The sequence below is a fragment of the Micromonospora sp. CA-269861 genome (assembly GCF_050948505.1).
Lineage (GTDB): Bacteria > Actinomycetota > Actinomycetes > Mycobacteriales > Micromonosporaceae > Micromonospora.
In genome coordinates this window covers 2,921,072-2,935,631 of the sequence record NZ_CP192014.1, presented here as the reverse complement: position 1 = coordinate 2,935,631, position 14,560 = coordinate 2,921,072, and the positions used below count along the sequence as shown (strand labels likewise).

Sequence of the window (14,560 nt, the reverse complement as noted above, 5' to 3'; positions counted from 1 at the left end):
GGCGTGGGCTACCGAAAACGCGACGGTGAGCTGCCGGGCGACCCGCAGCACAGCGAGGACAAGGCCGGCCAGGTGCCACTGGTGCAGGTCGAGGCGGACACCGAGGTGCCCGCACCGGCGGACACCGACGTCCGGCCGGACATCGTGACCGAGCCCGACAACTCGGGTGTCGCCGGTGGTTCGTCCGGCAGCAGCGGCGGCGGGTCGAGCATGCCGGGGCACCCCGACGCGACCCGCTGACCCCGGCTCAGCGGCTGGTCAGCGCCCCTCGCGCCTCGGTCATGCCCTTGTTGGCGAGCCCGTCGGCCCGCTCGTTCTCCGGGTGGCCGTTGTGCCCCTTGACCCACAGCCAGGTGACCTCGTGCCGTTCGCAGGCCGCCTCCAGCCGCTGCCACAGGTCGGCGTTCTTCACCGGCTGCTTCGCGGCGGTCCGCCAGCCGTTGCGCTTCCACGACGCCAGCCAACTGGTGATGCCGTTGCGCACGTACGTGCTGTCGGTGTGCAGCTCCACGGTGACGGGCCGGTTCAGGCTCTCCAACGCCTGGATGGCCGCCATCAGCTCCATCCGGTTGTTGGTGGTGGGCGTGGCTTCACCGCCGCACAGCTCCCGCTCGTGATCGCCGTAGCGCAGCAGCGCACCCCAACCACCCGGCCCGGGGTTGCCACTGCACGCCCCGTCGGTCCAGATCTGCACGCCCCTGCCGGCCGCCGCGTCCACCATGCGAGGCAACCTACCGGGCGCGGACCTCGTCCTCCCCGCTCGGGGGGCCGGCGCGCCGGGCCGTCGGCGTCGGGCCCGGTGAGTCGCCGACCACGGCGGGTGGGATGGCCGGCGCGGGCCGGGTGGGGCGCAGTCGGTCGCGGACGCGGTGTACGGCGTCACCGGCGGTCGCGGCGATCATCGGCAGGAGTCGGGTCGAATTCATGATGGCGACCTCCTCGGCCGGGGTGGTGCCACCGTCGAGGAAGCGCAGCACCCGCTCGGCCGGGTTGCGGTCGAAGAGTCGGTCGAAGAACTCGGGACCGCTCACCCCGCCCCGGTCCAGCGCCCGCAGCGCCACCGCGTCCATCCAGCGGTGCCGGCGCGGGTACGCCGGCGCGGGCACCGGCGCTCGACCCGCGGCGAGGGCGCGGGCCACCTCGTCGGCCTGGCGGTACATGGCGGAGAAGGTGAACCCGGTGGAGGGGCGGGTCGCGCCACCGGCCGTGCCGAGCCGGACCACACGGGGTGTGGGCCGGGCCGGGAACGGCGCGTCGGTCATCGGGATCACCCCGTTCTCCACCTCGCGCACTCGCAGCCCGGCCGGATCCAGCCCGAGCAGATCCCGGTAGCCGGCCAGCGCCGCGTCGTACCCGGCGTCGGTGAGCAGGTCCGGCGAGAACTCGGTGTACTCGACAAGGGCGTACCTGTCGCTGATCGGCAGCACGTACCCGAAGGAGACGCCCCGGCGCGGCTGCGGGGTGCGGAAGTCCATCAGCACCGCTCGCGTCGGGTCGAACACCGGCCGATCGGCCTCCAGCCACCAGCCGCGGAAGTGCTGCAACCAGGTGGTTCGCCCGGCCCGCGCCGGTGGGCGGGGTCGGGAGTCGAGCACCCAGCCAGCCCGTACGGCGCGCCCGTCGCCGGTACGCACCAGCACCCGGGCGCCGTCGTCGCGCACCGTCTCGGCCGGCGCGACGATCCGGGTGGCGTCGAGCCGGCGCTCGGCGGCGGCAGCCCGGTCGTAGACCGGGCCGGAGCGGAGCATGGCGTACCGCAGCGGGGTGAGGTCCAGGACGCGGCGTCGCACCGCCGTCGCGACCTCGACCTGCTGCCAGCTCGCGCTGAGCAACGGGTCCAGGTCGGTGTCCGGGTGACCCCAGAACGCCCAGGTGCGGTCCTGACCGCGTCGACGCACCGGATCGACGACGGCGATCCGCAGATTCCGGACGCCGTGCCGGTCCAGTGCGGCGAGCAGCAGCGACGCCGCGCCGCCGCCACCGAGCAGCGCGAGGTCGACGTCGAGCGGCGCGGCGTCGGTCACCCGCCCCACGCTGCCACACCGTGACGCCCGGGCGCGCGCCGCCACCCACCACGACGCTCAGGCCACCGGGGCGGGCGACTCGACCGGGGGCGGGTCGGCGTAGGCACGCGCGACCGCCGCGCGGTTGAAGACCCGCCAGGTGGCTGCGGAGACGCCGACCGCCACCACCAACCCGACCCAGTACGGCGCGGTGATGCCGAACCGGGCGGCGAGCAGCCCGCCCAGCAGTGCGCCCAGGCAGTTGCCACCTGCCGCCACGAAGAGGGTCGTACTGGCCACCCGTCCCTGCAGCGTTGGTGGGGTGAGTCGTTGGCGCAGTGAGTTCGCCACGATGTTCCACAGCGCGCCGTGCACGCCGAAGGCGAAGAGCGCGAACCCGACCACGATGGTGCTGCGGGACGCCGCCAACGCCAGGTGCAACCCGGCCTCGATGAGCAGGCCGACCCGGATCGTCCAGGTGGGGCTGATCCAGGCGATGATCCGGTCGCCGAGGAGCGCGCCGAGCACCCCACCGGTGGCCATGCAGGTGAAGAGCAGGCCGTAGCCGACGGACCCGAGTCGAAGCCGCTCACCGGCGAGCAGCACCAGCACCGCGAGCGCGGCGGTGAGGGTCACGTTGAGCAGACCGATCAGTACGGCCATCGTGCGCAGCAACCGCTGGTTGGCCAGCCACCGCAGGCCCTCGACGATCTCGCCACCCATCGAGCGGGTGCGGCGTCCGTGCGGGTCGCCGGCGGCGGCCCGGAAGTCCCCGCCGATCAGCGCCACCAGTACGGCGCTGAGGGCGTACGTGACGGCGTTGACCAGGAACGGGCTGCCCGCCGAGAGCGCGAACAGGAAGCCACCGAGCGGGCCGGCGAGCATGCTGTGCATGAGGGTCGCGCCGCCACTGAGCCAGCCGTTGGCGCGCTCCAGGCGGTGCCGTGGCACCACGCTCGGCACCATCGCCTGACTCGCCGCGCGGAACACGATCTCCCCGGTGTTGACCAGGAACAACACCGCGTACAGCAGCGCCACCCCGCCCTGGCCGGTAAGGATCGCCGTGGCCAGGACGGCGAGCGCGACCACCCGGACCAGGTCGATGACGATCATCAGGCGACGCCTGTCCATCCGGTCCACCAGCACCCCGCCGGGCAGGGCGAAGAGCAGCCATGGCAGCCAGGCCACGGCGGACGCCCCGGCGACCACGAGCGGGTCATCGGTACGCGACGCGACGAAAAGCGGCGCGGCGACGGTGGCCAGGCCGCTGCCCAGGGCGGAGAGGGTGGTCGCCGCCCAGAGTCGGGCGAACGCCGCTCCCAGACCAGCTCCCACGTTCCGTGTCACGGCGAGCGAACCTACCAGCGTCCCCCCTGCCCGCACGGGGATTTATCCGGTCGGCAGAAGGCCGCCTCCCGCTCGCCAGGTGGTGCATTTCCGCCGTCGTCGGCAATACCTCGCCATCGACCCAGCGACGACAGCGCGACCGGATGGACATCGATCGGATCACCGGTGCCGGTTGGACCGTCCGGGCCTTTCCGCAGCTCTCCCCGCCTTCGGGTGGACACGTGACGGCAACGAGGATTTCTCATTTTCACCTGATCGAGGACCCAACCCACCTAGTGTTGGGCACACCGGTGCTAGTCACGGAGTTGGCCACCCGAACGACGTCCCACGCAGTCAGCGGACGAAAAGTGAGGGAAGACGCGAATGAAGGTCTCAACAGCACTCTGCTCGGCGGCGCTCGGCGTGGGCCTCGGCACGCTCCTGCTGCCAGGCGCCGCACTGGCCGACACCACTGTGTCACCGGCCACCACCCCGGTCGGTGGGACCGTCGTGCTCACCGCGACGACCTGCAACCCGAAGTCGGGTGACGCCATCTTCCGGGTCACCGGCCCCAACCGCGACCAGAACGTCCGATCCACCACTGCCGCCGCCGGCGGCGGGCTGAGCGCCGAACTCTTCACCGCCGGATTCACCCTGGGTACGTACACGGTGGCGGCGACCTGCGGCGACGGCAGCTCGGCCGGCACCGCCACGTTCGCCGTCACCCCGATCGGCGGCGCGCCGGCCGGCTCCGGCGGCGACAACCGTGACACCGGGGCTCTCGCCGCCGGCGGCACACTGCTCGGCACCGCCCTCGCCGGCGCGGTGATCCTGATCCGCCGGCGCCGTCCGGTGTCCACTGTCGCCTGATCGGCGACCGTTCCATCCCTGAGACGGGTGCCCGCGCCGGGGACACCGGCGCGGGCACCCCGACGATCCCGTACGGAGGTGCACACGTGTGGTGGCGGCGGACCCTACCGGCCGTGGTCGCAGTGCTCGGCGTGACCGGGCTCGGGCTGATCACCGTCGGCCTCACCGCCGATCCGGCGCGGCCACCACGACCGTCGGCCGAGGCGCCGACCCGCACCCACCCCGCACCGGACCTGGCGCCGCTGCCGCATGCCGCCCCGGTCCGGGTGCAGATCCCCGCCATCGACGTACGCGCCGACATCGTCCCGGTCGGCGCGGACGCGGCCGGGGTGCTGGAGGTGCCACCACTGGATCGGCCCACCCTCGCCGGTTGGTACCGGCACGGGGTCAGCCCCGGCGAGACCGGCAACGCCGTCCTGGTGGGACACGTCGACTCACCATCCGGCCCGGCGGTCTTCTTCGACCTCGGTCGGCTCCGCGCCGGGCAGCAGGTACAGGTCACCCGCGCCGACGCACGGGTCGCCACGTTCACAGTGGACGACGTCCGCGCGTACCCCAAGGACCACTTCCCCACCACCCTGGTCTACGGCCCGGCGGAGACCGCCGGGCTGCGCCTGATCACCTGCGGCGGCCGGTTCGACGCCACGACCGGCAACTACGTCGACAACGTCGTCGTCTTCGCCACCCGCACCGCCTGAGCCGAGCCGCCCTCCTGAGCCGAGCCGCCGCCCGGGACACCCCGCGCGCCTCGCGCCACCCGCACGCCTGAGTCACCGCCCCGCTGTCGGGAGCCGGACCCTGCTCGGCAGAATGCGGTGGCACCATCCCTGATCGGGACGGTGCGCCGGCGACGGGGAGGCACGCGGTGGATCAGCGACCGGTACGGGACCGGGCCGGTCGAGGCGTACGCGCCCTGGCCCGTCGGCTGCTCGGACGGGTCGAGGGCGACTCCCCCAACCCCCGACGGTCCAACCCGGACGCCGTGGTCGACTGCGCCGTCTACGTCAACGGCCGCCGGGAGCCCGGTCAACCGCACTACGCCGACGCGTACGCCCGGGCGCGGCACGGCCGCGACGCCTTCGTGTGGCTGGGACTGCACGACCCCGGCCCGGCCGTGCTCGCCGCGGTCGGCCAGACCTTCGGCCTCGACGAGCTGACCGTCGAGCAGGCACTCGCCGACGGGCACCGGCCCACCGTGCAACGCCACGGACCGGTCACGCTGCTGGTCCTGCGCACCGCGGGGTACGTCGAGCACGACGAGCTGACCGACACCTCCGAGGTGATCGACACCGGGGACGTCATGGTGCTGCTCGGCGATCGCTTCGCCATCACGGTGCGGCACGGCGCCGCCGGGGCGCTGCGCAGCGTCCGCGCCGACATCGAGCGCCGCCCCGCGCTGCTGGCCGCCGGCCCGTGGGCGGTGGCGTACGCGGTCTGCGCCCGCATGGTCGACTCCTACCTGGAGGTGGCCGGGCACGTGGAACGGGACCTGGAGCGGGTCGAGGAGGCGGTGTTCGCCCGTGACCGCAGCGCCGACATCCAGCACATCTACCAGCTCAAACGCGAGGTGGTGGAGTTCAAGCGGGCCGTCCTGCCGTTGCAGGCGCCGCTGCGTACGCTGCTCGAACCCGACGGGCCACCGCGCGCCCTGCACCGCTGGTTCGTCGACGTGGACGGCCGGCTGAGCCGGGCGGTGGATCGGGTTGCCGCGTACGACGACCTGCTCACCTCGATCGTTCAGTCGCGGCTGGCGCAGCTCGCCGTGGAGCAGAACAACGACATGCGCAAGATCGCCGCCTGGGCGGCCATCGCGGCGACCCAGACCGGCATCGCCGGCATCTACGGCATGAACTTCGACCACATGCCCGAGCTGGCCTGGCGCTACGGCTACGCCGGAGCCGTCGCCCTGATGGCGGCAGCAGCCCTGTTCCTGTACCGCCTCTTCCGCCGCTCCGGCTGGCTCTAACCCCCACACCCCGCCCCGCCCCGCGCGGTCCCGCCCCGCCCCGCGCGATCTTGCAGTTTGTGTCGTCGGTATGAACCTTTCTGCGCCGTTATGTCGGGGCAGAAAGTGCAAGATCGCGGAGTGGTGGGGGTGTGGGGGTTGAGGTGGTTTCGGGCGGGCTAACCTCGCGCTGGTGATGTGGCAGCGGTACGTGGCGATCGGCGACAGCACCACCGAAGGGCTCGACGACCCGGACGGCGTCGGCGGCTACCGGGGCTGGGCCGACCGGTTCGCCCTGGCGGTGGCCCGCGCCCAGGGCGGCCTGGAATACGCGAACCTGGCCATCCGCGGCCGGACCACCGCGCTGATCCGCGCCGAGCAGCTTCAGCCCGCCCTCGACCTGGCCCCCGACCTGGCCACCGTGGTCGCCGGCATGAACGACGTGCTGCGCCCCTCCTTCGACGCGGACCAGGTCGCCGGGGATGTCGCCGCGATGCAGCAGGCACTGGTCGAGCAGGGGGCCACGGTGCTGACGTTCACGATGCCGGATCCGGCGCCCGTGATGCCGCTGGCCCGGCCGCTACGGGGTCGGATGTTGGCGCTCAACGAGGCGCTGCGGGATGCCACAGCGCGGACCGGCGCGACACTCCTCGACCTGGGCGCCCACCCGGTCTCCTCCGATCCCCGGCTGTGGAGCGACGACCGGCTGCACGCCAACAGCGCCGGGCACGAGCGGATCGCCGCCGCGCTGGCGTACACGGCGGGCCTGCCCGGGTTCGACGACTCCTGGACGCAGCCGTTGCCGCCTGCGCCACGGCGGCGTCGGGGCGAGGTGTTCGGCGCCGAGCTGGCCTGGACCCGCCGGCACCTGCTGCCCTGGCTGGCCCGGCACCTGCGCGGTCGGTCGTCGGGCGACGACCGGGTGGCCAAGCGGCCGGTGCCGCTGCCAGTGCCGCTGGACTAGGACGCGTGCGGGAGGATGGCGACGTGGGTAAGGGTGCGGGGCGTCGGCGGGCGGGCGCGACGGCGGGACGGGCGTGCCCGTGCGGCTCCGGCCGGGCGTACGCGGACTGCTGCTCCCCGGCGCACGGGGGTGACGCACCGGCGACGGCAGAGGCGCTGATGCGTTCCCGGTTCAGCGCCTTCGCCCTCGGTGACTCCGGCTACCTGCTGCGCAGCTGGCACTCCTCGACCCGGCCCACAGCCCTGGAGCTCGACCCGGGGCAGCGGTGGACCCGGCTGGAGATCGTGGAGACCGAGCGGGGCGGCCTCCTCGACAACACCGGCGCTGTGACGTTCCACGCCCACTACCGGGACGCGGGCCGGCCCGGCACGTTGACCGAACACAGCCGGTTCGTCCGCGAGAACGGCCGGTGGGTCTACGTCGACGGTGACCAGCCCTGACTGCTGTTCTGGCGTAGGATGAGGTCGGCGTAGTCCTGCGCCGCACCTCCCTCCCGGCGCTCACGCCGCCGGCAACGCGGAGGCAAAGGGGGCCTGGAGCCCTCGGGACGTGATGCCACATGCCCCACTCCGGCGGGGTCGGCGGGAGCGTGAGTCCCGGTGACCGTGCCGTTGACCGGGAGCATGTGATGACCAATCAGAGATCGTTCAAGGCCCGGGTCCGGACCCGGATGGAGAAGACCGGCGAGAGCTACACCACCGCCCGCCGGCACCTGATCAATCGGGCCGCCGAGGCGGCTCCGGCGTCCCCTCCAGCGCCCACCGAACCCACCGCCACGCCCACCCCCGCTGCCGCCGAAGCGCAGACCGAGCGGATCGCCGACGACCTGATCCGCGATCGGACCGGCCGCGGCTGGGCCGAGTGGTTCGCCCTGCTCGACGCCACGTCCGCCACCGGGTGGACGCACACCCAGATCGCCCGTCACCTGGTCACCGAACACGAGGTGCCGGGGTGGTGGGCGCAGACCGTCACCGTCGGGTACGAGCAGACACGCGGGCTGCGCGCGCCCGGTCAACGACGCGGCGGTGGCTTCGAGGCCAGCGCGAGCCGGACGGTGGCCGTGCCGGCGCTGCGACTGTTCGAGGCGTTCGCCGACGAGACGGCACGCGCCCGCTGGCTGCCCGACGTCGAGGTGCGCGTCCGCACCGCCACCCCGCCACGCATCTTCCGGGCCGACTGGGCCGGTGGTCCCACCCGGATCGTCGTCGGCATCGGCGCTGTCGGCGAGTCAAAGGCCCGGGTCAGCATCGTGCACGAGAAGCTGACCGGAGCCGAGCAGGCCACGGAGTTGAAGGCGTACTGGCGGGAACGGCTCGCCGCGCTGAAGGTGCTGCTCGAAACGGACGGAGACGACCGATGACCATGACGTTCATCAACCTGCCGGTGCGCGATCTGACCACCGCCGCCGAGTTCTACCGGGCGATCGGTTTCACCAGCGACCAGGCCGAGCCGAACGGCGACAACATCGTGCTCACCATCTCCGACACCACCCGGCTGGTGCTGCACCTCCGCTCGGGCTTCGAGGCGTACACCGGGGTCGCGACGACGGACACGGCGACCAGCCGGGAGGTGATCGTCGGGCTCTCGGCGTCGAGCCGGGGGCGGGTCGACGAACTTGTCGACCAGGCGGCGGTCGCCGGCGGGGAGTCGCTCGGGCCGGGGACGGCCAACGGGCCGATGTACATGCGCGGTTTCCGGGACCTCGACGGCCACCAGTGGTCGTTCCTGCACATGGCCGGCTGACCGTGCGGCCCGGCGGCGACCTCCTCCGGCCGCCGCCGGGCCTCGGTCACCCCGGGCCGGGCGGCACAGCCGCGGCGATGCCGGTGGGCACTGCCGTCCGGCGCCGTCGGTGGGTCAGCAGCACCAGCGCCACGATGAGGTACGCCCCGGCGGTGAGCGCGAACGCCACCGCGTTGCTGGCCACAGTGGCGAGCAGGCCGTAGCCGGCGTACGTCACGATGATCAGCACGTCGGTGGCCATCCCGGCCAGGGATGTGACGGTGGCGCGGCTGGTGCCGGTGATCCGGGCCTGGAGTCGCGCGTCGGCCAGCACGGTGGCCAACTGCGCTGCGCCGAAGGCCACCGCGAGCAGCACGAACCCCGCCGGGTGTCGGAGCAGGGCACCTGCGGCCAGCGCGACGCCGACCAACCCCAGCAGCGCGGCGTAGCCTCGGCTGCCCAGCCGCTCCCCCGCCGGGGCGAGCAGCCCGCCGACTGTCACCCCGGCCCAGAGCAGCAGGAGCAGCAGGGGTACGGCCTGCGCCCCGACGCCGGTGTCCAGTGCGAGCAGCGGGGTGTACTCGTCCAGGGCACCCCAGTCGGCGGCGACCACTGCCACCAGCAGCACGGCGGCCCGTACCGGCGGGCGGGTACGGACCTGCGACACCCCGGCCCGCAGCGTGTCCCACCACCCCAGGTCACCGTCGTCGTCCGGGCTCGCGGGCGGGTCGGTGTCCGGCTCGTCCCGCCGGGGTGGTGTGGCGCTCACCGGCCGACCGGCCATCGCCGGCTCGGCGACCGGAACGCGCGCGGCGGCCGGGACGCGGTGCTCCGGGAACCGGGTGGCGACGATCGTGGCGAGCAGGCAGGCGAGCACGCTGGCAGCGCCAACCGCCGGGTAACCGCCGGCGGCGAGCACCGGGCCGGCGAGCACTCCGGAGACCACCACGCCGAGCACTCCTGCCGTCCGCGCCCGCCCGAGCACCCGGGCGTACCGGGCGACCGCGCCGAGCCGGTCCAGCTCGGTCCAGACCAACGCCTCCAGAGCACCGGAGACCAGCGCGCCACCGGCGCCCCAGAGCAGGAAACCGAGAGCGAAGGCCGGGTACGACGGCACCAGCACCCAGAGCGCGAACCCGGCGGCGGCCACCAGCGGGGCGAGGCACAGCAGCAGCCGGCGGGACAGCACGTCGGCCCAGGCGCCGGAGGGCACCTCGAACAGGATGCCGGCGGCCGACCAGATGACGAAGAGCGACGCGATCTGCCCCACCGACAGCCCGGTGTCGGCGAAGAACACCACGTACAGCGGGTAGAGCAGGACAAGGTCACTGAGGAACGCGTACCCGTAGAGGGTCGTCGTCAGCCGACGGACCGCCGGGTCGGGCACGCGCGAAGCGATGGAGATCATGGGGCCTTCCCGTGGGAGTGGAGACGGACACCGGAGGTGCGGTGCCCGTGGTGGCCCACGGGATCGGCAGACGCCGCTGGATCAATGTCGCCAGGTCATGCCCGCGATGCTAGACCGACCCGCACTGCTGCGGCCAGCGCTTTCGGCGGGCCGGGCGGGGCGAGCAACGCGAGGCGGGGCGGGATCAGATCGATCCCGCCCCGCCGTACCGCTGGATGTCAGCGCCTGTCGACCGGCGGAATGACTGTGGTGGCCTCGCTGTCGTCGCCGGCACGCTGGCCGGGCACCGCGCGGCCGGTGCCGCCGGTGACCACCTGGGTCGTGTCGGGGTCGACGCTGCCCACCACCTGCGTGACCTCCGGGTCGGCCGAGCGGCTGACCACCTGGGTCGTGTCGTCGGTTGCGGAGGGCCGGGCCGGCGTCGTCGACGCCTCGCCAGCGACGGCGCCCCGGTCGACCGACTGGGTGGCGTCGGAGCTGACCGGGAAGCGTACGACCTGGGTGGCGTCCGTGTCGGCCGGCGGGGTCACCATCTGCGTGGCGTCCGCGTCGGATGGCCGGGTGACCACCTGGGTGGCCTCCGGGTCGCTGGTGGGGGTCGACGCACGGGCCAGTTCCGCCTCGGCGTCGCGGCGACCGGCCCGGTACGCCTGGGCGTGCTCGGCGATCAGCTGCGACTCCTGCTCGGCGCGGGTCAGCCACGACTCCCAACGGCTCTGCATCGGACGGATCAGGCCACCGCCGACACCGACGACGAGGATGCCACCGATCGTGGCCAGCACGGCGATCAGCACGGGAGTGGTGACCGCGGTGGCCACGCCGATCTGGTTCAGCGCGGCGATGACGCCGAGCCCGAGGATGAACACCGAGGCGATGGTGGCCAGCACCCGGCCGTACGACAGGCCGCCGAGCGCGCCGCTGATGATGTCCTTGACCGCGTTGGCGATGGCGGCGGCGACAACGACGATGACGATCGCGACGAAGGCACGGGGCAGCCACGAGATCACCGCGCCGAGCAGGTCGGAGATCGGGTTCGGCCCCCAGATGCCGAAGGCGAGCTGGAGGGTGAACAGCAGCACCGCGTAGTAGACGAGCTTCGCGACGATGTCGCTGGCGTCGTACCGGGAGCGACTCAGCGCGCGGCGGATGCCGCCGCGTTCGACGGCACGGTCGAAGCCCACCCGTTCGAGGACCTTCTCCACGATCTTCAGTACGGCCTTGGCGATCAGCCATCCGGCCACCAGGATCGCCAGGAAGGCGACGGCCTTGGGCAGGAAGAGCATCACCGAGCGGAGGGCGTCGCCCACCGCGTCGCTGACGTTGTCACTCATCTGGTCATTCCTTAAGGGGGGGCAGCCGGGACGGTCAGCCCCCGACCTACCCTCGACCCGAGGCGCGGAAACACAAGTGATCATCTGGTCTGCCGGCCCTCTAGCGCGGGGGCGAGTATTGGCAATATTCTCCGAAGCGCGTGCGGCCACTGGAGCTACTTTTCATCCCCCCGCCGTCGGCCGCAGGAGGAGATGCAATGCACGTCGACCATTCCGAAGTGGATCGCCGGACGCTGCTGCGGGCCGGTCTCGGCGCCGCCACGGTCGCCGTCGTCGGGAGCGAACTCGCCTTCCCGGGCGCGGCACAGGCAGCCCCCGGCACCGACCTGGACTGGATCATCAGCTGTGACGAGTGGGCCGCCCGCCCGCCGAAGGACCCGCTGTCGGTGAGCGCCATCGCCACCAACAAGATCATCGTGCACCACATGGCGTTCCCGAACGTCACCGACTACTCCCGCGAGCAGGCAGTCAAGCTGGCCCACGACTGCCAGGACCTGCACATCGACGGCAACGGCTGGTCGGACACCGGCCAGCACTTCACGGTGAGCCGCGGCGGCTACGTGCTGGAGGGCCGCCGCGGCAGCCTGGAGCGCCTCGAAGCCGGCGACCGGCAGATGATCTCGGCGCACTGCCCGGGTGAGAACGGCCGGGCCATCGGCATCGAGAACGAGGGCACCTACGTCACCGAGACGCCACCGGAGGCGTTGACCGACTCGCTGGTCAAGCTCTGCGTCGCGATCTGCCGGCAGTACGGGCTGCACGCGCACGACATCTTCGGCCACTGGGACTTCCGCACCACCGAGTGCCCGGGCGCCGCGTTCTACCGGCAGTTCCCCGAGCTGCGGCGGCGGGTGCACGCCGCGCTCGGCACGAAGCTCGGCGACGTGCCGGCGCGCCGCTGGCCGGACCTGTGGCGCTTCGTCAACTCCCCCTCGGTCCGGGTGGTGCAGCACCTGCTCGCCCACCGGGGCTACCCGGTGACCGTCAGCGGCACGTTCGACGCCGCGACCGTCGCGGCCGTGCAGGACTGGCAGGCCCGCAACGGCATTCCGGTGGACGTGGACGCCACACTCACCACGCCGACCTGGGAGACGCTCGCGCCGGAGTTGGACCAGCACGCCGCCGGAGCGCCGGTCACGGCCGTGCAGGAGATCCTCGCCACCAAGGGGTACGCGGTCACCGTCACCGGGGCGTACGACCATGCCACCCGGAAGGCGGTGCAGGACCTTCAGGCGCTGCACGGGCTGCCGCGCAACGGCAAGCTCAGCACGAGCACGTGGTGCACTGTCGTCGGCGGGTCGGTCCGGGAGTCGTTCCGGCACCGCTGAGCGCGTGGTGGCGGTGCGGGGCGCACCCGCACCGCCACCAGCCGGCTCACCGGTTTGATCCGCCGCCGGGGCGGAAAGAGTTCCGGGCATGACCTGGGCCCGTCGAGCCGTACCCGCCGTCGCCGCCGCCGTCGCGGCGCTCGCCGCGCGGGACCTGATCCAGCGCGACCACGCGCTGCTGCGCAACTTCCCGGTCCTCGGCCGCGCCCGCTACCTGTTGGAGACGATCGGGCCGGAGCTGCGGCAGTACATCGTGGCCGGCAACAACGAGGAGCGGCCGTTCACCCGCGACCAGCGCCGCTGGGTGTACGCGTCGGCGAAGCAGGAGAACAACTACTTCGGTTTCGGCACGGACAACGACATCGAGTACACCCCCGGGTACCCGATCATCAAGCACCGCACGTTCGGTCGCGCCGTGCCGCCGTCGTCACCGACCGCCGGACACGACGTGCGGTTACCCTGCGCGAAGGTGCTCGGCGCGGCACGGGGTCGGGCCCGTGCGTTCCGGCCGGAGTCGGTCGTCAACATCTCCGGGATGAGCTTCGGCTCGCTCTCCGGCAACGCCATCACCGCGCTCAACAAGGGGGCGGCGCTCGCCGGCTGCCTGCAGAACACCGGCGAGGGCGGCCTGTCGCCGTACCACCGCAACGGCGGTGAGCTGGTCTTCCAACTCGGCACGGCGTACTTCGGCTGCCGCGACGAGCACGGCCGGTTCAGCCTCGACCGGCTGAAGGACCTGGTCGCCGACGCGCCGGTGCGGGCGCTGGAGATCAAGCTGAGCCAGGGCGCCAAGCCGAGCCTCGGTGGGCTGCTGCCCGGGGCGAAGGTCTCCGCGGAGATCGCCGCCACCAGGGGCATCCCGGCCGGTGAGGACTGCGTCAGCCCGTCCCGGCACGCCGAGTTCTCCGACTGCGACAGCCTCCTGGACTGGGTGGAGTTGCTGGCCGCCGAGACGGGCCTGCCGGTCGGCATCAAGTCGGCGGTCGGCGACCTGGGCTTCTGGCAGGAGTTGGCCACCCTGATGCGGGACACCGGCCGGGGTGTGGACTTCGTGACGATCGACGGCGGCGAGGGCGGCACCGGCGCCGCGCCACTGATCTTCACCGACTCCGTGTCGCTCCCGTTCCAGCAGGGCTTCTCCCGGGTGTACAAGATCTTCGCCGAGCACGACCTGCACGAACAGGTGGTCTTCGTCGGCGGCGGCAAGCTCGGCCTGCCGGACAACGCCATCGTGGCGTTCGCGCTCGGCTGCGACCTGGTCAACGTCGGCCGGGAGGCGATGCTGGCGATCGGCTGCATCCAGGCGCAGAAGTGCCACACCGACACCTGCCCCACCGGCGTCGCCACCCAGAACGCGTGGCTCGCCCGGGGCCTGGACCCCGCGTCGAAGTCGGTCCGGGCGGCCAACTACCTGCGGACGCTGCGCCGGGACCTGACCAAGGTCGCCGAGGCCTGCGGCGTCGAACACCCCGGCCTGATCGGGACCGACGCCGTCGAGATCCTGGACGGCCGCACCGGCTCCACCCCACTGCACGAGGTGTACGGCTACCGGCCCGAGTGGGGGCTGCCCTCGCCCGCCGACCAGGCGGAGATCATCCGGCTGATGGCTCCGGAGGCACCACAGGGCGGCAGCGCCCCGCCCTCCGCCACCGCCGTCGGCTGA

General features: G+C 72.9%; 15 protein-coding genes. 10 read left to right on the top strand and 5 right to left on the bottom strand.

Features of this window, described 5'->3' with window-relative positions; translation table 11 throughout:
* Positions 1–3 precede the first annotated feature (3 nt).
* Positions 4–240: a preprotein translocase YidC gene (locus tag ACQP0U_RS13520; RefSeq protein WP_433319091.1), complete on the top strand. Its 237-nt coding sequence runs from the start codon at positions 4–6 to the stop codon at positions 238–240.
* A gap of 7 nt (positions 241–247) precedes the next feature.
* On the opposite strand, the gene rnhA is transcribed toward ACQP0U_RS13520, so the two are convergent.
* Genes rnhA through ACQP0U_RS13505 form a run of 3 tightly spaced genes read right to left on the bottom strand, consistent with a single transcriptional unit; the run spans position 248 to position 3,350 of the window.
* Positions 248–721: a ribonuclease HI gene (gene rnhA, locus ACQP0U_RS13515; protein WP_091406604.1), complete on the bottom strand. Its 474-nt coding sequence runs from the start codon at positions 719–721 to the stop codon at positions 248–250.
* A gap of 10 nt (positions 722–731) precedes the next feature.
* The gene (locus tag ACQP0U_RS13510) at positions 732–2,024 is read right to left on the bottom strand and encodes a lycopene cyclase family protein (RefSeq protein ID WP_433319089.1); all 1,293 of its coding nucleotides are present in this window, start codon (positions 2,022–2,024) and stop codon (positions 732–734) included.
* A gap of 57 nt (positions 2,025–2,081) precedes the next feature.
* Positions 2,082–3,350 (bottom strand): MFS transporter, encoded by a 1,269-nt coding sequence (locus tag ACQP0U_RS13505; RefSeq protein ID WP_433319086.1) that lies wholly within the window; start codon positions 3,348–3,350, stop codon positions 2,082–2,084.
* 363 nt (positions 3,351–3,713) lie between these two features.
* Between ACQP0U_RS13505 and ACQP0U_RS13500 the strand changes: the two genes are divergently transcribed.
* The 7 genes from ACQP0U_RS13500 (at position 3,714) to ACQP0U_RS13470 (ending at position 8,851) form a co-directional block, all read left to right on the top strand.
* Complete coding sequence (locus tag ACQP0U_RS13500) at positions 3,714–4,199, top strand: hypothetical protein (protein ID WP_124775133.1); 486 nt, start codon at positions 3,714–3,716, stop codon at positions 4,197–4,199.
* A gap of 86 nt (positions 4,200–4,285) precedes the next feature.
* The gene (locus tag ACQP0U_RS13495; protein WP_433319083.1) at positions 4,286–4,897 is read left to right on the top strand and encodes a class F sortase; all 612 of its coding nucleotides are present in this window, start codon (positions 4,286–4,288) and stop codon (positions 4,895–4,897) included.
* Positions 4,898–5,064: 167 nt separating this feature from the next.
* Entirely contained in the window at positions 5,065–6,165 is a 1,101-nt protein-coding gene (locus ACQP0U_RS13490; protein ID WP_433319080.1) for a magnesium and cobalt transport protein CorA, read from the top strand.
* 175 nt (positions 6,166–6,340) lie between these two features.
* A complete protein-coding gene (locus ACQP0U_RS13485) occupies positions 6,341–7,108 on the top strand; it encodes an SGNH/GDSL hydrolase family protein (RefSeq protein WP_433320801.1) in 768 nt (255 codons plus the stop codon).
* 23 nt (positions 7,109–7,131) lie between these two features.
* Positions 7,132–7,548 (top strand): YchJ family protein, encoded by a 417-nt coding sequence (locus ACQP0U_RS13480; RefSeq protein WP_433319077.1) that lies wholly within the window; start codon positions 7,132–7,134, stop codon positions 7,546–7,548.
* A gap of 188 nt (positions 7,549–7,736) precedes the next feature.
* Positions 7,737–8,468, top strand: coding sequence for a hypothetical protein (locus ACQP0U_RS13475; protein WP_433319075.1), 732 nt, complete (start codon positions 7,737–7,739; stop codon positions 8,466–8,468).
* On the top strand, positions 8,465–8,851 hold the full coding sequence (locus ACQP0U_RS13470) for a VOC family protein (RefSeq protein ID WP_433319072.1): 387 nt from the start codon (positions 8,465–8,467) through the stop codon (positions 8,849–8,851). The genes ACQP0U_RS13475 and ACQP0U_RS13470 overlap by 4 nt, the downstream gene beginning before the upstream one ends.
* A gap of 46 nt (positions 8,852–8,897) precedes the next feature.
* Here the strand turns inward: ACQP0U_RS13470 and ACQP0U_RS13465 are convergent, their stop codons facing one another.
* Together ACQP0U_RS13465 and ACQP0U_RS13460 are read right to left on the bottom strand one after the other, a co-directional pair.
* Positions 8,898–10,238 carry an MFS transporter gene (locus ACQP0U_RS13465; protein WP_433319069.1) on the bottom strand — a complete coding sequence of 447 codons (1,341 nt, stop codon included), beginning with the start codon at positions 10,236–10,238 and terminating at the stop codon, positions 8,898–8,900.
* Between the two features lie 218 nt (positions 10,239–10,456).
* Complete coding sequence (locus ACQP0U_RS13460) at positions 10,457–11,569, bottom strand: mechanosensitive ion channel family protein (protein WP_433319066.1); 1,113 nt, start codon at positions 11,567–11,569, stop codon at positions 10,457–10,459.
* A gap of 197 nt (positions 11,570–11,766) precedes the next feature.
* On the opposite strand from ACQP0U_RS13460, the gene ACQP0U_RS13455 reads away from it, so the two are divergent.
* Complete coding sequence (locus ACQP0U_RS13455; RefSeq protein WP_433319063.1) at positions 11,767–12,897, top strand: peptidoglycan recognition protein family protein; 1,131 nt, start codon at positions 11,767–11,769, stop codon at positions 12,895–12,897.
* 88 nt (positions 12,898–12,985) lie between these two features.
* Entirely contained in the window at positions 12,986–14,560 is a 1,575-nt protein-coding gene (locus tag ACQP0U_RS13450) for an FMN-binding glutamate synthase family protein (protein WP_433319060.1), read from the top strand.

Bases quoted from the DNA above. Each gene is read 5' to 3' on its own strand.
- rnhA (WP_091406604.1), bottom strand. From the start codon at position 721: ATGGTGGACGCGGCGGCCGGCAGGGGCGTGCAGATCTGGACCGACGGG.
- ACQP0U_RS13500 (WP_124775133.1), top strand. From the start codon at position 3,714: ATGAAGGTCTCAACAGCACTCTGCTCGGCGGCGCTCGGCGTGGGCCTC.
- ACQP0U_RS13485 (WP_433320801.1), top strand. From the start codon at position 6,341: ATGTGGCAGCGGTACGTGGCGATCGGCGACAGCACCACCGAAGGGCTC.
- ACQP0U_RS13475 (WP_433319075.1), top strand. From the start codon at position 7,737: ATGACCAATCAGAGATCGTTCAAGGCCCGGGTCCGGACCCGGATGGAG.
- ACQP0U_RS13470 (WP_433319072.1), top strand. From the start codon at position 8,465: ATGACCATGACGTTCATCAACCTGCCGGTGCGCGATCTGACCACCGCC.
- ACQP0U_RS13465 (WP_433319069.1), bottom strand. From the start codon at position 10,238: ATGATCTCCATCGCTTCGCGCGTGCCCGACCCGGCGGTCCGTCGGCTG.
- ACQP0U_RS13460 (WP_433319066.1), bottom strand. From the start codon at position 11,569: ATGAGTGACAACGTCAGCGACGCGGTGGGCGACGCCCTCCGCTCGGTG.
- ACQP0U_RS13455 (WP_433319063.1), top strand. From the start codon at position 11,767: ATGCACGTCGACCATTCCGAAGTGGATCGCCGGACGCTGCTGCGGGCC.
- ACQP0U_RS13450 (WP_433319060.1), top strand. From the start codon at position 12,986: ATGACCTGGGCCCGTCGAGCCGTACCCGCCGTCGCCGCCGCCGTCGCG.